The following is a 22,763-nucleotide window of genomic DNA, read 5'->3' as shown; positions in this document are numbered from 1 at the left end:
CCTGGGGCGGCGCTGGGAATCGGCTGTACGGCGATGGCTCGGCTACTCCGTCCGTAGTAGTGAGCCCCCATCAGTACTCCCAGGTGTCGGTGCGCTGCTCGCCGCTGATGCACCACACCCCCGAGCCGTGCTCGCCCTTGACCAGGTCCACCCTGATCCAGCCGGTGTTCCTGGCGACCTTGGTGGAGTAGCCGCTCCTGGGAGTGGCCGACACCAGGCGGCAACCGTCGGGCCCAAGCGTGAACGCCACCTCGCCGCCCTTCACCGACACCACCCGCAGGTTCTTCGGCGTCCTGGCGGGTGCGGGTGCCTGCGTCTTCCGCACTGCGGGTTTGGTGGGAGCGGGAGTCCTGGTGGGGGTGGGCGTCTTCGTGGGAGTGGGCGTCCTGGCGGGAGTGGTGGGACTGGTGGGAGTGGCGGGAGTGGTGGGTGTACGGTCGCCGTCCGCGACCGCCTGCGCCAGGAACGGCTCAACCTGGACATCGTCCACGAACTCGGTACGCAAGACACCGCGCACGCCGAACCACGACACTGAGACCGCGATCACGGTGGCTCCACACCAGACCACGATGTATCCAAGGGCTCGACGCATGGGACGAATTATGGACGGTTGGTGCGCATGGCGACGGTTCTCGTAGTGGAAGACGATGAATTCGTCCGGTCGGCGATCATCCGCGAGCTGGCCGGCCGGCAGCACGCGGTGCGCAGCGCGGGCTGCGCCCTGGACGCGCTCCGGGAGATCTCGCAGAACCCGCCGGACGCCGTCATCCTCGACCTCGGCCTGCCCGACCTCGACGGCTCGGAGGCGCTGAAGATGGTGCGCGGCATCTCCGACGTACCGGTCATCGTGGCCACGGCCCGCGACGACGAGGCCGAGATCGTCAGGCTGCTGGACGCCGGCGCCGACGACTACCTGGTCAAGCCGTTCTCCGGTGACCACCTGGGTGCCCGGCTGGACGCCGTACTGCGCCGGGCCAGGTCCGCGCCGCCGCCACAGGTGCTGCGCGTCGGCGGGCTGGTGGTCGACGCCAACCGGCGGGCGGCGGCGCTGGACGGCGGGCCGCTCACGCTGACCCGGCGCGAGTTCGACCTGCTCGCCTACCTCGCCACGCGGGCGGACCGGGTCGTCACCCGCAAGGAACTGCTGACCGAGGTCTGGCACCAGGCGTACGGGGACGACCAGACCATCGACGTTCACCTGTCCTGGTTACGCCGCAAGCTCGGCGAAAGCGCCTCGAACCCCCGCTACCTGCATACCGTCCGGGGCGTCGGCTTCATGCTGTCAGCGCCCCGATGAGGCGGGCGCTGGCCGTGCTGATGGTCGCCGTCACCTCGATGGTGGCGCTGGCCTTCCTGGTGCCGCTCGCTCTGATCGTCAAGGAGACGGCCCAGAGCAGGGCGGTCTCCGGCGCCGAACGTCAGGCGTCGGCGCTGGTCCCGGTGCTGGCCTTGACGACCAGAACAGACGACCTCGCCCACGCGATGGCGCGTACCGAGGCGGGCCGGCGCGGCCTGCTGGCCATCCACGTCAACGGCGGCCCGACCACGGGCACCTCCCGCGCCCCGGCCGCCGACGTGGCGCGGGCGGCGGCGCAGACCAGGGCCGACACCGTCGAGCTGCCGGCGGGCCAGGTGCTGCTCCGGCCGGTCGCGCTGGACGGTGACCGAGGCGCGGTGATCGAGGTCTTCGTGCCGGCCGACGACCTGAACCGGGGAGTCGGCACGTCGTGGGCGGTGCTGACCGGTGTGGCCGTGGTGCTCGTGCTCGGCTCGGTGCTCGTCGGCGACCGGCTGGGCGCTCGCGTGGTCCGCTCGGCCCGCCGGCTCGGTTCGGCGGCCACCGCGCTGGGCGCGGGCGACCTGAGCGAGCGCATCTATCCCGAGGGGCCGCCGGAGCTGGTCGCGGCGGCCACGGCGTTCAACGCGATGGCCAACCGGGTCACTCACCTGCTCGCCGCCGAACGCGAGCTGGCCGCCGACCTGTCACACCGCCTGCGTACGCCGCTCACCGCGCTCCGGCTCAGCCTCGACCAGCTCGGGACGCAGGCCGAGCCGAGCAGGCAGGCGCTGGCCCGGCTGGAGGTCGAGGTGGACACGATCATCTCCGCGGCCAGGCGCCCGTCACGCGCCGACCGGGTCTGCGACGCGGCGGAGGTGCTGCGCGACCGGCTGACGTTCTGGGCGGCGCTGGCGGAGGACCAGCAGCGGCCGTGGCAGCTCATCGGCGCGACGCTGCCGGTACGGGTGCCGGTGCCCGCGACCGAGCTGACGGCGGCGGTCGACGCGCTGCTGGGCAACGTGTTCCGGCACACGGCCGAGGGCACCGCGTTCAGCGTGTCCTTGCACGAGGGCAAGGACACGGTCGGCATCCTGGTCTCCGACGCCGGTCCCGGCATCGCGGATCCGGAGGCGGCGTTGGAGCGGGGCACCAGCGGCGCCGGCTCGACCGGGCTCGGCCTGGACATCGCCCGCCGGCTGGCGGAGTCGTCCGGCGGGTCACTCCGGCTGGACCGCTCGTCGCTCGGCGGGGCGCAGGTGCAGGTCTGGATCCGCCGCACTGAAAAGGCACCTAAGTCAGCCTTAAGAGCGCTTTAAAGGGCATTTTTCGCCCCCTTTCATGCCTCAACGTGATCTACATGCAGATCAAGCGCAAGGCGCTCGCCGCCGCCACCCTGACCGTTCCCACGCTGCTCGTTCTGGCCGTCGCGCCCGGTGCCGCCAGCGCCCACGGCACCATGAACAACCCGCCCAGCCGGACCCTGGTCTGCTTCAGCGAGAACCCGGAGAGCCCCAAGTCCGCCGCCTGCAAGAAGGCCGTGGAACTCGGCGGCACCCAGCCGCTCTACGACTGGAACGAGGTCAACCTGGCGAACGCCGCCGGCAGGCACCGCGAGCTCATCCCGGACGGCAAGCTGTGCAGCGCGGGCCGCGACAAGTACCGCGGCTTCGACCAGGTACGCGCCGACTGGCCCGCCACCGGCATGCCGAGCGGCGCCGCGTTCACCTTCCGCTACCGGGCGACCGCTCCGCACAAGGGCTCTTTCGAGCTGTACGTCACCAAGGACGGCTATGACCCGTCCAAGCCGCTCAAGTGGTCGGACCTGGAGTCGAAGCCGTTCCTCACCCAGCGGGACCCCGCGCTGGCGGACGGCGCCTACACCCTCCAGGGCAAGCTGCCCGCCAAGCAAGGGCGCCACCTGATCTACAGCATCTGGCAGCGCAGCGACAGCCCCGAGGCGTTCTACTCCTGCTCGGACGTGACCTTCGGTGGCGGCACGACCACCCCGACGACCAGCCCGACCACCGCCCCGACCGCTGCGCCGACCAGCAAGCCCACCACGCGGCCGACCAGCGCTCCTCCGGCGCAGCAGCCGGGCGGCATCGCCCTGTCGGCGATCAACGCGGGTGCCGGGATCAGTCCCGCCTCGGTCAGGGTGGGCGGGCAGGTGACGGTCACGGCGGTGTGCGGTGGGTCCAAGGTGCGCGGCGTGGCCTCCGGCGCCTTCAGCCCGCGCCAGGCGTTCGCTCCGGCACCGACCGCCGCCTGGACACCGTCGTTCAGAACGGCCCGAGCAGGTACGTACCCGGTGATCGTCTACTGCCGGAACGGCGGCCAGGCCCGCACCGTCCTCACCGTAAGGGCCTGAGGCCGTCCTCATTGTGGACAGCTGCGACAAATGGGTCTTCTCAGGATCAAGGCTGCTGGTTACGTTCAGGCAGCGCGGCTGTTTACGGGGCTGTCCGCGCCTGCCACACATCCCAGACCGGGATAGCGACCTGACCTCTGTCCACCCCCCACGGAGGACCCCCGATGAAGTTCCTCGCGGCATTAGGTGCTCTCGCGCTGGCCTTACCCCTGGCGCTCAGCGCGCCCACCACTGCGGCCGTCGCGGCGGCACCGCCGAACATCTCCCTCACCAATGTCAAGGCCCACCTGACGCAGCTGCAGACGATCGCCAATAACAACGGCGGCACCCGCGCGCACGGCCGGCCCGGCTACCTGGCCTCGGCCAACTACGTGAAGGGCCAGCTGGCCGCCGCCGGATACACCACGACGCTGCAGTCGTTCACCTACAACGGCGCCACCGGCTACAACGTGATCGCCGACTGGCCGGGCGGCGACCCCAACGACATCCTCATGACCGGCTCCCATCTCGACAGCGTCACCGCCGGACCCGGCATCAACGACAACGGCTCCGGCTCGGCGTCGATCCTGGAGGTCGCGCTGGAGGTCTCCCGCCAGGCGCTGCAGCCCACGAAGCACCTGCGCTTCGCCTGGTGGGGCGCCGAGGAGCTGGGGCTGCGCGGCTCGCAGTTCTACGTGAACAACCTGCCGGCCGCCGAACGTACCAAGATCAAGGCGTACCTGAACTTCGACATGGTCGGCTCCCCCAACCCCGGCTACTTTCTCTACGACGGCGACAACTCCGACGGCACCGGCTCGGGGCCCGGCCCGGCCGGGTCGGCGCAGCTGGAGCAGACCCTGGCGGCGTACTTCTCCTCCATCGGCGTCCCGACCCGCGGCACCGACTTCGACGGCCGCTCCGACTACGGCCCGTTCATCGCCGTCGGCATCGCGGCGGGCGGCACGTTCACGGGCGCGGAGGGGATCAAGTCGAGCGCGCAGGCACAGCTCTGGGGCGGCACGGCCGGCCAGGCGTTCGACGCCTGCTACCACCGCTCCTGCGACACGACCGCCAACATCAACGACACCGCTCTCGACCGCAACGCCGACGCCATCGCCTACTCCGTCTGGACGATCGCCACCGCCACACCGCCCGCGACCGTCTGGTCGGACACGTTCGAGTCCGCCACCGGCTGGGTCACCAACGCCGGCGGCACCGACACCGCGACCACCGGCCAGTGGGAGCGCGGCGACCCGGAAGCGACGACCTCCAGCGGCACCAAGCAGCTCGGCACCACGGTGAGCGGCACGAACGACCTGGTCACCGGCAGGCTGGCCGGGGCAAGCGCGGGCGAGAACGATCTGGACGGCGGCACCACCTCGATCCAGTCGCCGCCGATCACCCTGCCGGCCGGCGGGACGCTCCGGCTGTCGCTGTCGTGGTATCTCGCGCACGGCAGCAACGCCTCCACCGCCGACTTCTTCCGCGTCAGGGTGGTGGGGAGCACGTCCAGCACGGTGTTCCAGCAGCTGGGGGCGGCGAGCAACCGCGACGCGGCCTGGAGTACGGCCGGCGCCGACATCTCCGCCTTCGCCGGGCAGAGCGTCCGCGTGGTGATCGAGGCCGCCGACGCGTCGGGGGCCAGCCTGGTCGAGGCGGGCGTGGACGACGTCAAGATCACCCGGTAGTCAAATGACCCAATGAGCCCGGGCCGCGCGGCCCGGGCTCATTGCCGACCCGCCCTAGAGGGCACTCACGCGGGGGCTCACACCATCTCGCCTAAAAACGGGAGCACTGGCCCGCATCTCGGTAGAGGGACCGCCAAACCGGGCGTCACCTGCCGGTTCTCCGTTTCCAGCGGTGCTGCATGGCAACGCGCGTCCTATGTGACTGTCGTCCGGCTTACTCCCGGTTTAGATCCGCGGAGATTGAATCGGAGCAACTCAGCTGGAGGACATAGTGACGCCAACGAGTTCTGACCACCCAAACAAGGACCTGTCGATCGGACCGGACGAGCCGCGCAGGCGCGTCCCACGACCGCTGATCGTTGCCGCGACCGTCGCAGTGATGGCGACGAGCGGGATCGGAGTGGCCGCGGCGGCGTCGGGAACGCCGGCGGAGACGCCGACTCCCACGCCGACGGTCAGCGAGACACCCGCCGAGACCCCGACCGAGACACCCACCGCGCCCGAATTGCCGCCGATGAGCCCTTGGGGCTTCGTCGGCGCGATGCACGGCGAGTTCGCGGTGGCGACCAAGGACGGTTGCGGCATCGTCACGCTGCTCGCCCAGACCGGGCAGGCGACCGCCGTCGCGGCGGACTCCATCACCGTGAAGAGCCAGGACGGCTTCGAGAAGGTGTACGCGATCAGCGAGTCCACCCGCACGATCGCCGGACGCCGTGGGACCAGCAAGGTCAAGGAGGGCGACTGGGTGTCGGTGACCGCCACCGCCAACACCGACACGGGCACCCCGCCCCCCACCGAGACACCCACAGAGACACCGACCGAAACACCGACCGAAACACCGACCGAGACCCCTACAGCGACCCCCACAGAGACACCGACCGAGACGCCCACAGTCACGCCCACGGAGACGCCGACCGAGACGCCCACGGTCACGGCGACATTGGCGCCCACCGAGACGGCGGCGCCAACCGTGACGGCGACGGCCGCTTACGTCTTCGACCTGTCCAGGCCCACCAAGAACTTCTGGCGCGGCCACGGCTGGTGGCAGTCGAAGCAGCCGTGGATGAACCCGCCGACCTGGCGGACCCCGACCGCCTGCCCCACACCCACCGAAACCGTGACCCCGCCCGAAACCCCCACGGACACTCCGACACCCGACCCGACCCCGACGATCTCCGAGACCCCAACCCCGACCCCCACGCCCACCCCGAACTCGTGAGCATCCGGTAGCGGCGCGGCTCCTGTCCCGAGCAGCCCCTCACCACCCCCGGAAGTGCGCCGACCAGCCGCTCCACCCCTGAAGTCGCGGTGGGGCGGCCGATGCGAGGCGGACGTCGCCGCCCATCTTCGGTCTCATCCGCGCGCCGCCTATCATCGGACGCCGGGGGTCTGACATGTTGCGGGCGTTCTTCAAGACCGAGACCGGCAGCACCAGCGTGCTGCTGGCGGCCACTCTGCTTGCCCTGCTGTGGGCCAACTCCCCCTGGGGCGGCACGTACGAGTCCTTCTGGCACACCAACATGGGCCTGTCGTTCGGCAGCGCCACGTTCGAGCTCGATCTGCGCCACTGGGTCAACGACGGCCTCATGACCATCTTCTTCTTTCTCATCGGTCTGGAGATCTCCTACGAGGCGCGGCTCGGCCAGTTGCGGGATCGGCGGCTGATCGCGGTGCCTGCGGTGGCGGCGCTGGGCGGGATGATGGTGCCCGCCGGTGTCTATCTGGCCCTGAACGCGGGTGGGCCCGCGGCCGGTGGGTGGGGCGTGCCGATCGCCACCGACACCGCGTTCGTGCTCGGCATGCTCGCCATCGTGGGTGCGCGGTGCCCGGAGCCGTTGCGGGTGTTCCTGCTGACGCTGGCGATCGTCGACGACGTGCTGGCGATCATCATCATCGCGCTCTTCTACACCGCGAGCCTGGACGTCGTCGCCCTGGTGGTCGCGGCGGCGCTGCTGGCGGCGATCATGACGCTGCGGTGGCTGAGGATCTGGCGGGCGCCCGCGTACATCGTGCTCGGGTTCGCGCTGTGGGTGGCCACGCTGGAGAGCGGCGTGCATCCGACGCTGGTCGGCATCGCGCTGGGCATCCTGGTGTTCGTGTACGCGCCCAGCGACCGCAAGTTGCTCCGCGCCGACGAGGCCGTACACGAGTTCACCAACGACCCGAGCCCGCAGGCGGCCAGGGTGGCGGCGCGCACGCTGCGGCGCGCCGTGTCCGTGAACGAGCGGCTGCAGCTCCAGCTCCACCCCTGGAGCAGCCATGTGATCGTGCCGATCTTCGCGCTGGCCAACGCGGGTGTCCGGCTCGACGCCGAGACGCTGCGCACGGCGTTGACCTCGCCCATCACGATCGGGGTGGCCGCCGGGCTGCTGCTGGGGAAGTTCGTCGGCATCTCGCTGGGCACCTGGCTGCCGCTGAGGTTCGGCTGGGGGATCCTGCCCGGCAACCTGGTCTGGGGGCAGTTGCTGGGCGGCGCGGCGGTGTCCGGGATCGGGTTCACGGTGGCGCTGTTCATCGTGGACCTGGCCTTCGACGACCCGGCGGTGCAGAGCCAGGCGAAGATCGGCATTCTGGCCGGGTCGCTGCTGGCGGCGCTGATGGGCGGGGCGATCTTCCGGATGGTCTGGGACCGGGGCGGGGTGTGCGCGCCTCCCGACGCCGAGCCGGAGGAGGAGCTCCCCGAGCTGCTGACCGAGCCCGTGGGACCCGACGACCACGTACGGGGGCCGGCGGACGCGCGGGTGACGATCGTGGAGTACGGCGACTTCGAGTGCCCCTACTGCGGAGCTCTCCATCCGGTCCTGAGCGAGCTGCTGCGGAAGTCTGACGATGTTCGCCTCGTGTTCCGGCACTTCCCGCTGCGTACGGTGCACCCCCGGGCCTTTCCCGCCGCGGTGGTCGCCGAGGCCGCGGCGAGGGAGGGCCGGTTTTGGGAGATGCACGACACCCTCTTCGACAACCAGCGCTTCCTGACCGACACCGACCTGGCCCGCTACGCCGCCGAGCTGGACGTCGAGCCGTGGTCCGACGTACCCGCGCAGGCGGCGCGGGTCGACCGGGACGAGGAGTCGGGCCGCGCGAGCGGCGTCCGCGGAACGCCCACGCTGTTCCTGAACGGCGTCCGCTACCAGGGCGACCTGGATCTCCGTTCGATCACCAAGGCAGTGGAAAGCGCGCGCCAATCCCCGTAACGTGATCGCGACTCGATAGGGGCGGAGTGAACAAGTGAACATAGCGTCGACCTTTGGGGCTTTTGTCTTCGCGCTGCTGATGATCATCCTGCTGATCGTCGGCATCGTGCTGATGATCAGGGCAAGGGCCGAGCACGGCCGGGCTGCCATGCTGGGCTTGTACGGGTGCATCGTGTTCCTGATCAGCGTGGTGTTCGATGTCGCGCGCAGCCTCACGTTCCCGTACCTGGTCGAAGCGGTCGGCATCCGGTCGATCGGCGGGGTGGTGCTGGTGGAAGCCTTGATCAGCCTCGTACTCACCGGAGGGGGCGTGGGTCTGCTGATCTGGGCCGTGGTCGCCCGCCGCACGCCGGCCCAGCCGCCGCAGACGCCGGGCTGGCCGCAACCCCCGCAGCCGCACGGCTGGCAGCAACCCCAGCAACCGCAACAGCCGCAGCCCCAGCAGCCCGAGTGGCAGCGGCAGTCCCAGCCGCCGCCCGAGTGGCAGCCGCAGTCGCCGCCGCAGCCTCCCGCGGGCCCGCAGCCGGGCTGGCAGGACCCCGAGCGGCCCGGATGGCAGAACCCGCAGGGCTAACCAGCCGCCCGACCACCAAGGAATGTGACAATGTCTGGATAAAAGCTCTTTGCGGACGTCCGAGGGGATCATGAATCCAGAGCAGCCGGATCAGCCCGGCCCCGACCCCAACCGGACCATCAGGCATCGCTGGCCGCAACCCGAGCAACCCCACCAGGAACCCGGCCAGAGCCCTTACACGCAGCGCCTGCCGTACACCCCCGACATGCTCCCCGACGTCCCTCAATACGAGGCCGAGCCACCGAAGTCGGGCTGGTGGTGGGTGATCGTGGTCGGCGGGATCGCGATCCTGGTGGTTGTGGTGGCCGTGGTCGCCCTCCTGTGGGCCCGGAGCACCGTCGAGCCACCCGTCAAACCGGGCTCGCAGCCGACCGCCAAACCGGCCGCGCAGTCGCCCGCGCGGGTCACCGACACCAAGGCCCAGGTGTCCTACCTCATCCCGGCGGGCTGGACCAAGGCCGACCGGCCGTCCTCCACCTCGGGCATCGCCGCGGGCGGCGCGGTCGTGGTCGCCTTCCCGCAGCAGCAGGGCGGCATCGGCGGCGCCGCCACGTCCGAGCAGCTGCAGTCCACGGCCGACGCCGTGGCGCTGGACACCGCCCGGCGCTTCCTGCCCGACCTGGGCAGCCGCGACGGCCTGCGCACCAAGGCGCTGGAGGTCGGCGGCCAGCCGGCGGCCACGGCGTCGTTCCGGGTGGTGTTCAAGAGCGCCACCAAGGAGCCGGCTTATGTCCGCATCGTGGCGGTGCACACCGCCGACGGCGGCCTGTCCTACGTGTACGGCAGCACGGTGCCCGACGGCGACGCCGCCCGCCGGGCCCTCGACGGGGTGCTCGACAGCGTCACGCCCGTGTGAAGTCCATGGTCCAGTTGGTCTCCCAGGTCTGCCCGCCGTCCGCCGAGAAGGCCTGCTCCCACCGGCAGGAGTCCGGGGCGTGCACGGTCCAGATGAACCGGCAGCGCACCGACGCGCCTTCGTGCTGTTCCTCGCCGTAGAACTCCCCCCGGTCGCCGTCGAAGGCGCCGACCATGGGCGAGGTGTCGAGCGCTCCTCTGGACGTGCTGGCCCAGTAGATTGACCACTGCTTCGTATCAGGGTTGAAGATCCGGATGGTCAGCCCGGAGAAACCCCTGGTCGGGCACTTGATCTCGTCGAAGCTCGCCGCGCCGTCGAAGTGGCGGCTGGCCACGCTGGTGCCCGGGAACTCGTCCCACTCGTCACTGCCCGTCAGCGGCTTGACGAGCCTGCGGTTGATGACGTTCCAGGAGCCGGAGAGGAAGTCGAAGTCGTTCATGCGGACGAACGTAGAGCAGGGTCACTGACAGGTAGTGTCAGTGAATGCGCGCCTCCCGGCTGATCTCCCTCCTCCTGCTGCTGCAGACGCGCGGGCGCATGACGGCCCAGGAGCTGGCCGAGCGGCTCGAGGTCTCCGTACGGACGATCTACCGCGACGTCGAGTCGCTGCACACCGCGGGCATCCCGCTGTACGGCGACGCCGGGCCGAGAGGCGGCTACCAGCTCCTCGACGGCTACCGCACCAGGCTCACCGGGCTGACCACGGACGAGGCGGAGTCGTTGTTCCTCGCCGGGCTCCCGGGTCCGGCGGCCGAGCTGGGATTGGCCGCCGTGGTGACGGCCGCGCAGCTCAAGCTGATGGCCGCGCTGCCCGTCGAGCTGCGCGACCGGGCGGGGCGGATCCAGGAGCGCTTCCACCTGGACGCCCCGACCTGGTACCGCGACCAGCAGCCGGTGACGCACCTGCCCGCCGTGGCCGACGCCGTGTGGAACGAGCGCGTCCTGGAGGTCAGATACCGCCGCTGGAAGGCGCCCCAGGAGGTCGAGCGGCGGCTGGAGCCGTACGGGCTGGTGGTCAAGGCCGGGCGCTGGTATCTGGTGGCGCGGGCCGGTAACCAGGTGCGCACCTACCGGGTGTCGCAGATCCTCGGCCTGCACGCGTTACCTGAGCGCTTCACCCGGCCCGACGGCTTCGACCTGGTCGCCTACTGGCAGGAGTACCTGGCCGAGTTCGAGGCCCGGCTGCGGTGGGGCGAGGCGGTGGTCCGGCTGTCGCCGCAGGGGAAGCGGCTGCTGGCCAACCTCATGACGCCCGGCGTCGCGGCGGCGGCGAAGGAGAGCGCGCGGCCGCCGGACGGCGCGGGCTGGACTCAGGTGACGGTCCCGATCGAGTCGATCGAGCACGCGGCGGGTGAGTTCCTCCGGCTCGGCATGGACGTCGAGGTCCTCGCTCCCGCCGAGCTCCGCGACCGCATCGCCACCACGGCCGCGGAGCTGACCCGCCGCTACCACGGGTGAGCTCACCGCAGGAGCGCTGTCTCCTCAGCTTGCCAGCAGTGCGTCCAGTGCCCCTCGCCCACCTCGGTACGGCCAGGCACCCGCTCCGAGCAGACCGGCAGCGCCACCGGGCAGCGCGGATGGAACCGGCACCCGCTCGGCGGCTCGATGAGGCTCGGTGGCTCGCCATGGCGCGTCGCCGCCGGTGCCGTCACCCGGTCGGGGTCGGGCGCCGACTCCAGCAGCAGCTTCGTGTAGGGGTGGGCGGGCGACTGGGTGAGCGTCTCGCCGTCACCGCTCTCGATGAGCCGCCCGGCGTACATGACCGTGATGTCCTCGGCGAAGTAGCGCGCGCTGGCGATGTCGTGCGTGATGTACAGGAGCGCCAGCCCGCTCTCGTCGGCCAGTTCCTCCAGCAGCCGCAGCACGCCGAGCCGGATCGACACGTCGAGCATCGACACCGGCTCGTCGGCGATGAGCGCGATGGGCCGCACGGCCAGCGCGCGGGCGATCGCCACCCGCTGCCGCTGCCCGCCCGACAGCTCGTGCGGCATCTTGTCCATGAACTGATCGACCGGCGTGAGGCTGACCCGTTCGAGCAGCTCGGCGACCTGCTCCTGTTCGTGCGCGGACGAGCGGACATGTCCGTGGATGCGCAGCGGTCGCGCCAGGTGGTAGCGGACCCGGTGGAACGGGTTCAGCGACGCGAACGGGTCCTGGAAGATCAGCTGCACCTGCCGCCGGTAGTCGCGGAACGCCGGCCCGCGGTGCGCCTTCACCCGCTCGCCGCGCAGCAGCACCTCACCCGAGGTCGCCGGGTACACCTGGGCGAGCAGCCGCGCCACCGTGCTCTTGCCGCAGCCGCTCTCGCCGACCAGCGCGGTCACCGTCCCGGCGCGCAGCGCCAGGGACACCTCCTCGACCGCGCGCACCGGCGGCCGCCTCCCAAACCGGCCGCGCGGGCCACGGGCCGCGGTGAAGTGCTTGGTGAGGTTCCGGCCCTCCAGGACGATCTCGCCGCTCACTGGCGCACCCCCTTGTCGTCGTTCAACAGGCACGCGACCTGCCCTTCCGCGCCCGGGACCAGCTCGGGCCGCCGCAGCGAGCACGCGTCCATGGCGAACCGGCAGCGCGGATGGAAGGCGCAGCCGGGTGGCGGTGAGCGCAGGTCCGGCGGGGTGCCCGGGATGCCGAGCAGCTCCTCGCGCGGCCCGTGCAGGCGGGGGAACGAGCGCAGCAGGCCCAGCGTGTACGGGTGGCTGGGCGCCTTGTGCAGCGCCTTGGCCGAGCCCGTCTCCACCACCCGGCCCGCGTACATGATGGCGATCCGGTCGGAGATCTCCATGAGCAGCGACAGATCATGCGTGATGAACACGACCGCGAAGCCGTACTCCTCCCGCAGCGTCCTGATCTCGTGGAGGATCTCCCGCTGGACGACCACGTCGAGCGCGGTGGTCGGCTCGTCCATGATGATGATCTCGGGGTTGAGCGCCAGCGCGATGGCGATCGCGGCGCGCTGGCGCATGCCGCCCGACAGCTCGTGCGGGTAGCCGCGCCGGCGGTCGGCGCCGATGCCGACGCGTCGCAGGAGCTCGACCGTCCGCTCGACGCGTTCCTTGCGCGACATGCGCGGGGCGTGGATGCGGAGGACGTCGTCGATCTGGTCGCCGATCGTGCTGACCGGGTTGAGCGCGTTCATGGCGCTCTGGAAGACGACCGCCAGCTCCTTCCAGCGGAAGGCGCGCAGCTCGCCCCGGCCGAGACCGAGCACGTCGACCGGCTCGCCGTCCCTGCGGTGGTAGACGACGGAGCCCGAGGTGATCGCCGCCGGTGGGCGCAGCAGCCGGGCGACGGCGTTGGCCAGCGTCGACTTGCCGCTGCCGCTCTCGCCGGCCAGGCCGAGGATCTCGCCCCGGCGCAGGTCGAGCGAGACGTCGGAGACGGCGTGCACGGCCCCGCTGCCCGACTGGTAGTCCACGCTGAGCTCGCGGATCTCCAAGACGTTCATGAGTGGATCTCCAGGACGTTCATGCGCGCGCCTTCCGGACCTTGATCGTCCGCAGACGGGGGTTGGCGATCTCGTCGATGCCGAAGTTGACCAGCGCGAGCCCGGTGCCGATCAGCGCGATGCACAGCCCCGGCGGGATGAACCACCACCATGCCCCGATGAGCAGCGCCTGCCCGTTCTGCGCGAAGTACAGCATGCTCCCCCAGCTCACGGTCGACAGGTCGGCCAGGCCGAGGAAGGACAGCCCGGCCTCGGCCAGGATCGCGCCGACCACCGTGGCCAGGAAGCTGGTGGCGATGACGGGCAGCAGCACGGGCAGGATCTCGAAGAAGATGATCCTCAAGGGCCCTTCGCCGCCGGCCCGGGCCGCCGCCACGAAGTCGCGCCGCCGTACCGAGAGGGTCTGGGCGCGCAGCACGCGGGCACCCCAGGCCCAGCCCGTGACGGCGATCACCACGGCGACCGAGGCGACGCCGCGCTGCGGCAGGTAGCCCGCCAGCACGATGATCAGCGGCAGCGAGGGCAGCACCAGGAAGATGTTGGTCAGCACCGAGAACGTCTCGTCGATCGCGCCGCCGAAGTAGCCGCCGACCAGGCCCACCGCCACGGCCAGCACCGTGGCGATCACCGCCGACAGCAGGCCGACGCCCATCGAGATCCGGGCGCCGTACACGATCTGGGTGAGGATGTCCTGTCCGGTCTGCGTGGTGCCGAGCCAGTGCGCGGCCGAGGGGCCCTGCAGGCCGTCGTCGCTGGTGGCGGCCGGGTCGGCGCCGATGAGCAGCGGCCCGACGAGCGCCATCAGCGCGAAGAAGACGAGGATGCCCACGCCGATCTTGATCTTCACTGGGCCTCCTGCCGGGTGCGAGGGTCGAGGACCACGTACGCGAGGTCCGCCAGGAAGTTGGCGACGAGCACGGCCAGCGAGATGACGAGGAAGATGCCCTGCATGAGCGGAAAATCCTCGTTCTCCACGCCTTTGAGGAGCATCGACCCGATTCCCGGATAGGAGAACACGATCTCGGTCAGCACCGAGCCGCCCACCACGAAGCCGAGCGACAGGGCGAAGCTGGTGATGTTCGGCAGGATCGCGTTGCGGGCCGCGTAGGCCCACATGACCCGGCGGCTGGTCAGCCCCTTGGCCTCGGCCATCACCACGTAGTCCTCGCCGAGCGTGGTCACCATGACGTTGCGCATGCCGAGGATCCGGTCGGCCATCGAGGCGACCACGATCGTGACGGCCGGCAGCGTCGCGTGGTAGAGCACGCTCGCGGCGAACTCCCCGGTGAAGCCGGGCACGACCTCCAGCCCGTACGCCCGCGAGACCGGGAACCACTGGAGCGTCACCCCGAAGACGAACACCAGCGCCAGCGCCACCCAGAAGTACGGCACCGCGTGCATGAACGTGGCGGCGGGCAGCACCCCGTCGAGCCAGGTGCCGCGCTTCCACGCCATCAGCACGCCCAGCGAGGTGCCGACGAGGTAGCTGATCAGCGTCGCCACGCCGACCAGCCCGACCGTCCACGGCAGGCTGTCGGCGATGACGGTGGACACTTCGGTGGGAAAGAAGGTGATCGAGCGGCCGAGTTCCCCGTGAGCGAGATTGCCCAGATAATCCAGATACTGCTGCCACAGGCTCGCGTCGCTGATCCCGAAGGCCCGCCGCATCGCGTCGATGGCGGCGGGGTCCACGTTGTCCCTCATCCGGGCGACCAGCAGCTCGACCGGGTCCCCCGGCATGAGCCGGGGGATGAGGAAGTTGAGCGTGACGGCGGCCCAGGCCGTGAGCAGGTAGAACCCGAGCCGTCTGGCGAGAAACCTCACTTGGCCGCCGGCTTCAGGTGGAGCAGGACCACGGCGGCGTCGGGCGAGGTGAACGGCGAGGGCATCGCGTACGGATCCTGCTCGGAGGGCCAGCCGACATACTTGTTCGTCCGGTACTGCGACCAGGCCGGACTGTAGAACAGCGGCACCGTCGGCAACTTCTCCACCATGATCTTGCCCAGCCCCTGGACGGCCTTCTGCTGCGCGGCCTGGTCCTCGGTGGCCGCGTACTCGTCGATCAGCTTGTCGGTCTCGGCGTCCTTCCACCGCTGGTAGTTGCCGGTCCCCGGCTTGCCGACCGGCTGTGCCAGGTCGCCGTAGAGCATCGAGCGCATCTGGAAGTACGGCGTGGGCCCGGAGGGCGTGGCCCTGATCGACAGGTCGTAGTCACCCTTGCCGACCTTGGACACCCAGTCCGCGAACGCCACGCCCCGCGTGTCCACCTTGATGCCGACCTTGGCCAGGTCCTCCCTGATGAGCTGCGCGGCGTTCACCCAGTCGGTGAACGGCGAGGGCACCAGCAGAGTGAAGCTCAGCTTGGCCGGGTCGACGCCCTTGAGCAGCTCCTTGGCCTTCTCGACGTCCACCTTGAAGGCCGCGTCCTTGTACTCCGCGGGCAGGTAGGCCTCGCCGCCCGGCATCGGCACGCTGGTCGGGTGCGCCGGCTTGGTGTAGCCGCGCTCGGCCACCCGGACGATCTTGTCCCGGTCGACGGCCAGACTGATGGCCTGCCGTACCTCGGGCTTGGCCAGGATCGGGTTGGCCTGGTTGGGCAGCAGGTTCACCACGCCCTCGGGCGGGAAGAAGAACTTGTTGATCTCCGGCTTGCCCTGGACGTAGATCTTGTCGATGTCGGGCACGAACGCGCCCGCCCAGTCGAGCTCCCCCTGCTGAAGCGCCGTCTGCACCGCATTGGCGGTGTAGGCGGGGAACTTCACCGTCGGCACCTCCGGCTTGCCCGGCTGCCAGTAGCCCGGGTTCTTCTCCATCTCGTAGAGCTGCGAGCTGAACTTCGACAGCTTGTACGGCCCGGTCCCCACCGGCTTGGGGTTGGCGAAGGTGACCGGATCCTGCTGCTTCTCCCAGATGTGCTTGGGCACGATGGGGGTGTTGCCGGCGATGTTGTAGAGCTTGGCGTACGACGTGGACTTGAAGGTGAGCCGCACCTTGTCCGGTGCGAGGACCTTGGTGCCCGCGATCTCCAGCGCGCTCCTGTTGAGCTGAGCGTTCTTGCCGAGCAGGTCGAAGGAGAACGCCACGTCGTCGGCGGTGAACGGCTGCCCGTCGGTCCACTTGACCCCCTGACGCAGGGTGAAGGTGATCGTCTTGCCGCCGTCGGACCACGCGTGCTCAAGAGCCAGCCAGGGGGTGACCTCGCCGGGCTTGAGCTTGTTGAAGAACTCCAGCGTCTCGTAGATCATCCCGGACGTGCCGAAGTTCACGTTCTCCAGGTGGTACGGGTTGAAGTCCTCCTGGAAGGTGCCCGCGTCCACCGCATGAATGACTAACGGCGGCGAACCGGCGGTGTTCTTGCTCGTGGAGCCGCTGCTCGAACAGCCCGCCACCGCGACGGCCAGCGCCGCGGTGACCACCAGGCCTCGTTTCATTGGGGTGCCGCCTTTCCGAGATAACGCGCCCGGAGATCGCGAGAGCCCTTCGGCGCGGCGAACGCCTGGGCCCGGCGGAATCCGGCTGGTGCGCCGCGCACGATCGTCAGCGCGCGGTAGTAGTCCACGTACGGGAAGCCGTACGTCTCGCCTCGGGCGTACGCGTAACCCGTGATCGCCTCCGACCAGACCTCGTAGGCCTCGTCGGACAGGTCGACGAACACGTCGGGCGTGTAGCCGTCGGCGTCCTCCCAGTTGTCCGCGTAGTAGAGCTCGCTCGCCCAGTACGCGGGCAGCTCGCGCTCGAGCGTCTTCAGGCCGCCGTAGAAGCGGGCGTCCTGCACGATCCGGTGGGTGCGGGCGTGGTCCTTGTGGATGGATGCGCCCCAGTGGGTGAGGATGACGTCCGGCCTGAGCTCCCTGATCAGGTCGCCGACCCGCATCTTGACGTCCTCGTCCTCCGGCAGCAGGCCGTCCTCGTAGTCGAGGAAGCGCACGCCCGCGCCGATCGCCGCGGCGAACATCTCCGCCTCCGCGCGCTTCTGCTCGGCGTACTCGGGGATGGACAGGCGCGGGTGGCCGCGCTCCCCGAGCGTGAGGTGCAGCAGCGTCGCGCGGTCGCCGCGCAGGACGTGCTGTGCGAGCACGGCGCCCGCCGTCAGGTCCAGGTCGCCCGCGTGGGCACCGATGGCGAGCACATGAGTCACGCCGACCGCCTCATGACGTGGAAGCGCCTGGTGACCTCGTAGCCGGCCCTGGTGTAGAGGTGACCGGCCGGGCCGGCCTCGCCGGTCCACAGGAACCACGAGCTGTGCAGGGCCTCGGCCCGCATCATGGTCATGGTCAGGTGGAGGAGGATCTTGCCGAGCCCGGTGCCCCGCTCGCCCGGATCGACCCCGAACGGCCCGAACCTCTCGGGGATGCCCCGGTAGGCCCCGTATAACGCGAAACCGACTATTTCCGCTTTTTTCGCGATCATCATGCGTTTGGTGTCGCGGTGCTGCCTGATCGCCTCGCCCCAGTCCGGGTTGAAGACGTCGGCGGCGAACCGGATGAGCTCCGGTAACTCCCCTTCACGCGGGCTGCGGAACGCGTACCCCTCGCTCTCCCGCTTGGCCCGCAGCGCGTGCACCTCCGCGGGCGTCACATAGCCGACCAGCGTGCGGTCCATCGCGACCGGCGAGTAGAGCGTCTCGAACCCCAACCCGCCCAGCAGCCGGAACCCGTCGGGGTAGAGCGCGGCGTCGGCTCCCGGCAGCACGTAGTTGGGCGTGTAGGAGGAGAAGTCGATCCTGGTTCTGCCCTGGGCTTCGAGGAAGGCGACCGCCTCACCGAGCAACCGCCGCCCGAGCCCGGCCCCCCGGTGCTCGGGCGCCACGAAGAAGAACGGGATCCAGCCCGTCTCCGGCTCCAGGTCGGTGCCCGGGGCGAGCGGGGTCAGCCGGCGCACGGCGTACGCGCAGCCGGCCACGCGCCCGTCGATCACGGCGACCCGCAGGCCCTCGGGGTCGAAGTTGGGGTCGAGCAGTACGCAGTCGCGGAACCAGCCGGAGGTCGTGGGGTCGCCTGGCATGCTCTGATTCCAGGCGTCTATGAGGGAGATCTCGTCCCCCGAGGCGAACGCGCGGACAGTGACCATGGGGGTCCTTTCACCCTGGGCTCTGCCTTCCCACCCTCCCCAGTGATTAAGAGCCAGGTCAAGAGGTATCAGGAAAAAATTTTCCACGGCGACGTAGACCTAGAAACTTTCTTTCGTCTCCGGTAAGTATGGAACGTTGACCGTGATCCGGCCTGTCAGAGGACGCGGAACCAGAGGTTCGTCGCCTGCGGCGCGCTGGTCAGGCTCAGGCGTTCGAGCTTGACGTCGGCCCCGCCCGGCCGGTCGAACAGCCGGACCCCGTCGCCGAGCAGGACGGGCGCGATGAACACGAGGATCTCGTCGAGCACACCGGCCTCCAGGCACTGCCGGGCGATGTCGGCGCCGAGGACGTTGACGTACTTGTCCCCCGCGGCGGCCTTGGCGGCGGCGACGGCCCCGCCCAGGTCCCCGACGAAGGTGACACCCGGCACCGGCACGTCCGGCACATGGTGGGTGAGCACGAACTGGGGTCCGGTCCATCCCCCGCCGAACGGCTTGCCCTCCTTGTCGGTGCCCCTGTGCGGATCGTCGCCGCGGAAGGTGCGGTTGCCGACGAGCAGGGCGCCGATCTTGCCGATGACCTCGTCCACCAGCGGGTTGGGGCCGATGTGCTCGGTCAGCCAGGACATGTCACCGCCTGCCCCCGCGATGAACCCGTCCAGCGACATGGTGCACGAATACAGCAGCTTGCTCACGACGTACCTCCATCAACGCGATCGACGCTTGATGAGACGGAGGCTCGGCCGAAAACTCATCGGTGCGTCGGCGGCAGCCCGAAAGCCGCGAACAGGCCGGGATCGTGGAAGGCGGTCATCTCCGCGATGCGGCCGCCCTCGATCCGCAGCACGGAGATCGCGAAGGCGCGGTAAACGGCCTCGTCAGGGCTCCGTACGTAGGCCGCCACCGCCGGCTGCCCGTTGGGCCCCGGTCGCCACCATCCGGAACCGCCCCACGTAGTCCGGCGAGCCGGCGTCCCAGCTCGCCGCCAGCGCCGCCACGCGTCACGCCCCTGGAACCACATGGGGTACGGCGGCATCGCCGTCCGCACGTCCTCGGCCAGCAGCGCCGCGACCTGCCTGGCCGGCCAGCCGAGCACGTCACGCAGGATCAGCACCGCCCGCTGCCTCGGCGGCAGGTGCTGGATCGCGGCCAGGAACGCCAATTCGATCGTCTCCCTGGCCACCACCACGGCGTCCGGCTCGTCTCCGCTCGGCCCGGCCGCCTCCCACAGCCGATCCGGAAACGGCTGCAACCACGCGATGTCGGTACGGGGCGGCAGGAACTTGTTGGTCGAGGACAGCGTCGTCTGGGAGAGCCGCACCATCCCCGGCGGCGTGAAGTCGTTGTCCGGGGCCTCATCCCATTCGAACCCGAGCATTCCCGCCGCGACGTCGCAGTCTGCCCAGGTTGCAGATTCGCCACCGACGTGTTGCGCCAGAACCGCACGTTTCCTTGTAGCAGACGAGCGTCCGGAACGGCGTCATCGCGCCGGTGATGCTCGGCTCCCATCTGGTCTTCCAGAAGATCTCGTTGCCGGAGAAGAAGGCCACGTTCACCCCACCGTCGCGGGCGGTCTCCACGGTGTTGCGCATCTGGTTCGACCAGTACTCGTCATGCCCGACGGAGAGGAACGTTCTGTGCTCCAGCAGTTCCTGGCCGCGGGTGGCGCTGTCCACGCCGCTGAAATAGCTCACGTCATATCCGTTGGCCTCAAGCCATCGGACCATGGGGTATTCGGCGTTGAAGAAGAAGCTCTCCGGGGCGTCCATGGAGAAGGGGTCGCGCGTCTTGAACGGGCGGTTGTAACTCACCTTGTAGGCGCGGCCCACGGGATTGCCGAAGTAGAGGCTGTTCCCGCCGTACCTGTTGTACGCCTGCCAGGTCGTGTCGGAGGTCTGCACGAGAATGTCGGAGCCCCTGGTGTCGCCCGAACCACGAAAATGATGTGGCTGGCACCGGTCGTCCCGTCCTCCCGGACCAGCTTCGCGATATAGACCCCGGAAACGGCGTCGCTGGGCACCGCCCAGGAGGCGGACACCGCCCAGTTCCCGCAGTCGACGAACCCGGTCGACGTATCCTCCGCGCATTGGGGCTGCGACTGGGGCAGGGCGACGGACGGCTGGACCGTCGTCATCTTTCGCGCGCCCATTCCGCCGTAATAACCGATGCGGTAGATGTCGAGGCGATAATCGCTCGCCACGGTGTCGACCTTGAACAGCACGGTCTCCCCGTGATTGACGCTGATCTGCGTCGCATAGCCCTGGATGGTGCCGCTGCCCGCTCCCGAGATGTCCCATTCACTGGCGGGGTTGCCGGGTTTGCTGTTCTCTATGCAGATGACGGAGGTCGCCGGGCAGACAGCAGCGGCTCTCCCGCCGCCGACCTGCACCCCCGAGCGGGTCTCCCGCGCCTGCCGACGGGCGCCTTTCGCGACACGGGCCGCGAAGTCCGACGCGCTCCGCGCAGGTTCCGCACCGGCCGCGGAGTCCGACGGGCTCCGCGCCGGTTCCGCACGGCCCGTGCCCGCAGAGGCCGAGGCCCTCGCGAGGGGCCGCTCTTCAAGGGCCTGCGCGGCGGGCCCGCGTGCCGAGGCCGTATCCGCCCGGACCACGCGCGCCTCGGCGCCGGATCCGCCCCCCGGCCCGCCACCAGGCCGGCCACCATGGCCATGACCAGCCCGGCCCAGGGCAGCCGACGCCTCCCCACGGCCTTTTGCTCACGCTCCGACATGTGCCACCCCCGGTCGCAGTACCCCACGCAACAGAGCCGGACAGAAGACGGCGCAAACTGTCAAGATCATCGACTCAATGAGGAATGCTAGGGACCGGACCGGTTACTCCTGGGGCGAGCGGTGATACGACAGCAGCTCTTATGAAATGGGCGTGTCGCCGCTTATAACGAGGAAAATCCCGGCAACCCGCCGCGCTGCGGCCAACAACCCCCTCCATAGTCGAGACCCGCCCCGGAAACCGCATTTGTCGCAGCACTGTCACGAACAACGGAACGAGGGACAACAGACCTTTTAGAACTCGGCTCTTGTCGCCCGGCCGAATATCTCGACGAGTTCGCTCGCACAGTGGTCCGGGTCGAGGCCGCCGACGATGCGGTCGGCCATCGCGTCGATCGACGCGCGCAGGGCCGTGCTCATCAGCACGCTGTCGAACGCCCTGAAAGCCCCCGTACGCTGCCCGTCCGTGAACAGCGCCACCAGCCTGGCGATCGCGGCGTCCCGCTCGTGCTCACCCGCGAACGCCTGGTTGTACGCGATCTGCTGCACCGCGCGCACGTGTGCGGGATGGGCGGCGATGAAGGCGATGTTGGCCCGGATGAATGCCTCCAGCTGCGCCTCGGCTCCGGAGGCGGCCTGCAGCGCCGGACGCATGAAGACGGCCGCGTCGGCGATGACCTGACCCACCACGGCCTCGAAAAGCTGCTCCTTGCTGGAGAAGTGATAGGAGATCAGCCTCTTGCTGCTGAGCCCGGCATGCTCGCAGATGGCCTCGAACGTGGTCTCCGCATAGCCGCGCTCGGCGAGCACGGCGATGGTGGCGGAGGCGATCTGGGCTTTGCGGGCCTCGGTGGCCTCGCGACGAGTTCCGGAGGTCTGCATATCACCCCAGCTTGCCACGCTTCGGGAACGCCTCACGTACGGCACGACGGTTGACGATGACCGCGACGGCGGCGACCAGGACGCCGACCACCCCCTGCTCCGCCTTCATCCAGTCGGGATAGCCGCTGTCCGGCGCGAGGAGGATGAGCACGATCCCGATGGGCGCGGCGAGGCTGATGAAGCGGATGCGCAGGTAGGCCGATCGCTTACCGCGTGCGGCCTGCCCCGCCAGGGCCACGAGCCAGACGGAGGCGGCGGCGACGGCGGCACCGCGCAGCCACACCACCCAGTTGCCCCCGATGACGGCGGCCACGCCCAGCGTCGCGACCGAGACGACGAGCACGGCGACGAAGAGCGCCCGGACCAGATTCCACGGTTTCTTATCCATGCGTATAAATTTACACAGCTGGATAACGAACTGCAAGAGCCTGTCGGATCGAGTGACCACCAAGCGAGCCGGACAAACTGGAGCGGCTGCATCGGCAGGCCGAAGCGGGCTCGCTGACGTAGTGCGTCGCCCAGGCACTCCCGTGAGCAGGGCTCACCGCAGAGAGATAGAGGGCATGCGGGGGGGGCGATGGCGTCCCGTGGAGTGGTGTAACTACGTGATCGACGGTTGCGATTCTGAGTGCGTGGTGAGCTCGGCCGGGTCGCGTGCAGCGCTGCCGGTGTGGAGGTCGGCCATGGAGGTCTCCGACAGGTA

22 protein-coding genes and 1 pseudogene are annotated in these 22,763 nt (G+C 69.8%); 9 read left to right on the top strand and 14 right to left on the bottom strand.

Annotation, left to right across the window (positions count from 1 at the left end; translation table 11 throughout):
• Positions 1 to 70: 70 nt before the first annotated feature.
• Positions 71 to 547 carry a hypothetical protein gene (locus LDL49_RS00115; protein WP_225288768.1) on the bottom strand — a complete coding sequence of 159 codons (477 nt, stop codon included), beginning with the start codon at positions 545 to 547 and terminating at the stop codon, positions 71 to 73.
• A gap of 72 nt (positions 548 to 619) precedes the next feature.
• On the opposite strand from LDL49_RS00115, the gene LDL49_RS00110 reads away from it, so the two are divergent.
• From LDL49_RS00110 to LDL49_RS00075, 8 genes are all read left to right on the top strand, one after another.
• Positions 620 to 1,297: a response regulator transcription factor gene (locus LDL49_RS00110; protein ID WP_225288767.1), complete on the top strand. Its 678-nt coding sequence runs from the start codon at positions 620 to 622 to the stop codon at positions 1,295 to 1,297.
• Entirely contained in the window at positions 1,294 to 2,595 is a 1,302-nt protein-coding gene (locus LDL49_RS00105; protein ID WP_225288766.1) for a sensor histidine kinase, read from the top strand. Before LDL49_RS00110 ends, LDL49_RS00105 begins: the two co-directional genes overlap by 4 nt.
• A gap of 41 nt (positions 2,596 to 2,636) precedes the next feature.
• Positions 2,637 to 3,647, top strand: a complete 1,011-nt coding sequence (locus LDL49_RS58115; RefSeq protein ID WP_308016079.1) for a lytic polysaccharide monooxygenase auxiliary activity family 9 protein — start codon at positions 2,637 to 2,639, stop codon at positions 3,645 to 3,647.
• Positions 3,648 to 3,811: 164 nt separating this feature from the next.
• Positions 3,812 to 5,314 carry a M28 family peptidase gene (locus LDL49_RS00095; RefSeq protein ID WP_225288765.1) on the top strand — a complete coding sequence of 501 codons (1,503 nt, stop codon included), beginning with the start codon at positions 3,812 to 3,814 and terminating at the stop codon, positions 5,312 to 5,314.
• A 379-nt stretch (positions 5,315 to 5,693) separates the two neighbouring features.
• Positions 5,694 to 6,533 (top strand): hypothetical protein, encoded by an 840-nt coding sequence (locus tag LDL49_RS00090; RefSeq protein ID WP_225288764.1) that lies wholly within the window; start codon positions 5,694 to 5,696, stop codon positions 6,531 to 6,533.
• Between the two features lie 175 nt (positions 6,534 to 6,708).
• A complete protein-coding gene (gene nhaA / locus LDL49_RS00085; protein ID WP_225288763.1) occupies positions 6,709 to 8,505 on the top strand; it encodes a Na+/H+ antiporter NhaA in 1,797 nt (598 codons plus the stop codon).
• A 34-nt stretch (positions 8,506 to 8,539) separates the two neighbouring features.
• Entirely contained in the window at positions 8,540 to 9,079 is a 540-nt protein-coding gene (locus LDL49_RS00080) for a hypothetical protein (protein WP_225288762.1), read from the top strand.
• Between the two features lie 70 nt (positions 9,080 to 9,149).
• Positions 9,150 to 9,935, top strand: a complete 786-nt coding sequence (locus tag LDL49_RS00075; protein WP_225288761.1) for a hypothetical protein — start codon at positions 9,150 to 9,152, stop codon at positions 9,933 to 9,935.
• Here the strand turns inward: LDL49_RS00075 and LDL49_RS00070 are convergent.
• Positions 9,922 to 10,374, bottom strand: a complete 453-nt coding sequence (locus LDL49_RS00070) for a hypothetical protein (RefSeq protein WP_225288760.1) — start codon at positions 10,372 to 10,374, stop codon at positions 9,922 to 9,924. The two genes, LDL49_RS00075 and LDL49_RS00070, sit on opposite strands and share 14 nt — an antisense overlap.
• Positions 10,375 to 10,418: 44 nt before the next feature.
• Here LDL49_RS00070 and LDL49_RS00065 point away from each other — a divergent pair, with 44 nt between their 5' ends.
• Complete coding sequence (locus LDL49_RS00065) at positions 10,419 to 11,393, top strand: helix-turn-helix transcriptional regulator (protein WP_225288759.1); 975 nt, start codon at positions 10,419 to 10,421, stop codon at positions 11,391 to 11,393.
• 2 nt (positions 11,394 to 11,395) lie between these two features.
• Here LDL49_RS00065 and LDL49_RS00060 read toward each other — a convergent pair whose 3' ends face one another.
• The 12 genes and pseudogenes from LDL49_RS00060 to LDL49_RS00005 form a co-directional block, all read right to left on the bottom strand.
• Complete coding sequence (locus tag LDL49_RS00060) at positions 11,396 to 12,397, bottom strand: ABC transporter ATP-binding protein (RefSeq protein WP_225288758.1); 1,002 nt, start codon at positions 12,395 to 12,397, stop codon at positions 11,396 to 11,398.
• Complete coding sequence (locus LDL49_RS00055) at positions 12,394 to 13,380, bottom strand: ABC transporter ATP-binding protein (protein WP_225288757.1); 987 nt, start codon at positions 13,378 to 13,380, stop codon at positions 12,394 to 12,396. Before LDL49_RS00055 ends, LDL49_RS00060 begins: the two co-directional genes overlap by 4 nt.
• A 19-nt stretch (positions 13,381 to 13,399) precedes the next feature.
• Positions 13,400 to 14,227, bottom strand: coding sequence for an ABC transporter permease (locus tag LDL49_RS00050; protein WP_225288756.1), 828 nt, complete (start codon positions 14,225 to 14,227; stop codon positions 13,400 to 13,402).
• Positions 14,224 to 15,204 (bottom strand): ABC transporter permease, encoded by a 981-nt coding sequence (locus LDL49_RS00045; protein ID WP_225288755.1) that lies wholly within the window; start codon positions 15,202 to 15,204, stop codon positions 14,224 to 14,226. Before LDL49_RS00045 ends, LDL49_RS00050 begins: the two co-directional genes overlap by 4 nt.
• The gene (locus tag LDL49_RS00040) at positions 15,201 to 16,811 is read right to left on the bottom strand and encodes an ABC transporter substrate-binding protein (RefSeq protein WP_225288754.1); all 1,611 of its coding nucleotides are present in this window, start codon (positions 16,809 to 16,811) and stop codon (positions 15,201 to 15,203) included. Before LDL49_RS00040 ends, LDL49_RS00045 begins: the two co-directional genes overlap by 4 nt.
• A complete protein-coding gene (locus LDL49_RS00035) occupies positions 16,808 to 17,518 on the bottom strand; it encodes a PIG-L deacetylase family protein (protein ID WP_225288753.1) in 711 nt (236 codons plus the stop codon). The genes LDL49_RS00040 and LDL49_RS00035 overlap by 4 nt, the downstream gene beginning before the upstream one ends.
• Entirely contained in the window at positions 17,515 to 18,450 is a 936-nt protein-coding gene (locus LDL49_RS00030) for a GNAT family N-acetyltransferase (RefSeq protein ID WP_225288752.1), read from the bottom strand. Before LDL49_RS00030 ends, LDL49_RS00035 begins: the two co-directional genes overlap by 4 nt.
• Positions 18,451 to 18,605: 155 nt before the next feature.
• Entirely contained in the window at positions 18,606 to 19,145 is a 540-nt protein-coding gene (locus LDL49_RS00025) for a dihydrofolate reductase family protein (protein ID WP_225288751.1), read from the bottom strand.
• A gap of 56 nt (positions 19,146 to 19,201) precedes the next feature.
• Positions 19,202 to 19,828, bottom strand: coding sequence for a sigma factor-like helix-turn-helix DNA-binding protein (locus LDL49_RS00020; RefSeq protein ID WP_225288750.1), 627 nt, complete (start codon positions 19,826 to 19,828; stop codon positions 19,202 to 19,204).
• A pseudogene (locus LDL49_RS00015) lies at positions 19,806 to 20,584 on the bottom strand (N,N-dimethylformamidase beta subunit family domain-containing protein). The gene LDL49_RS00020 and the pseudogene LDL49_RS00015 overlap by 23 nt, the downstream one beginning before the upstream one ends.
• Positions 20,585 to 21,472: 888 nt before the next feature.
• Complete coding sequence (locus LDL49_RS00010) at positions 21,473 to 22,060, bottom strand: TetR/AcrR family transcriptional regulator (RefSeq protein WP_225288748.1); 588 nt, start codon at positions 22,058 to 22,060, stop codon at positions 21,473 to 21,475.
• 1 nt (position 22,061) lies between these two features.
• Positions 22,062 to 22,448, bottom strand: a complete 387-nt coding sequence (locus LDL49_RS00005) for a hypothetical protein (RefSeq protein WP_225288747.1) — start codon at positions 22,446 to 22,448, stop codon at positions 22,062 to 22,064.
• Positions 22,449 to 22,763 lie beyond the last annotated feature (315 nt).

This window comes from Nonomuraea aurantiaca, from assembly GCF_020215705.1.
Lineage (GTDB): Bacteria > Actinomycetota > Actinomycetes > Streptosporangiales > Streptosporangiaceae > Nonomuraea > Nonomuraea aurantiaca.
The sequence above is the reverse complement of the archived record's forward strand: the minus strand, read 5'-3'. Positions and strand labels throughout refer to the sequence as shown.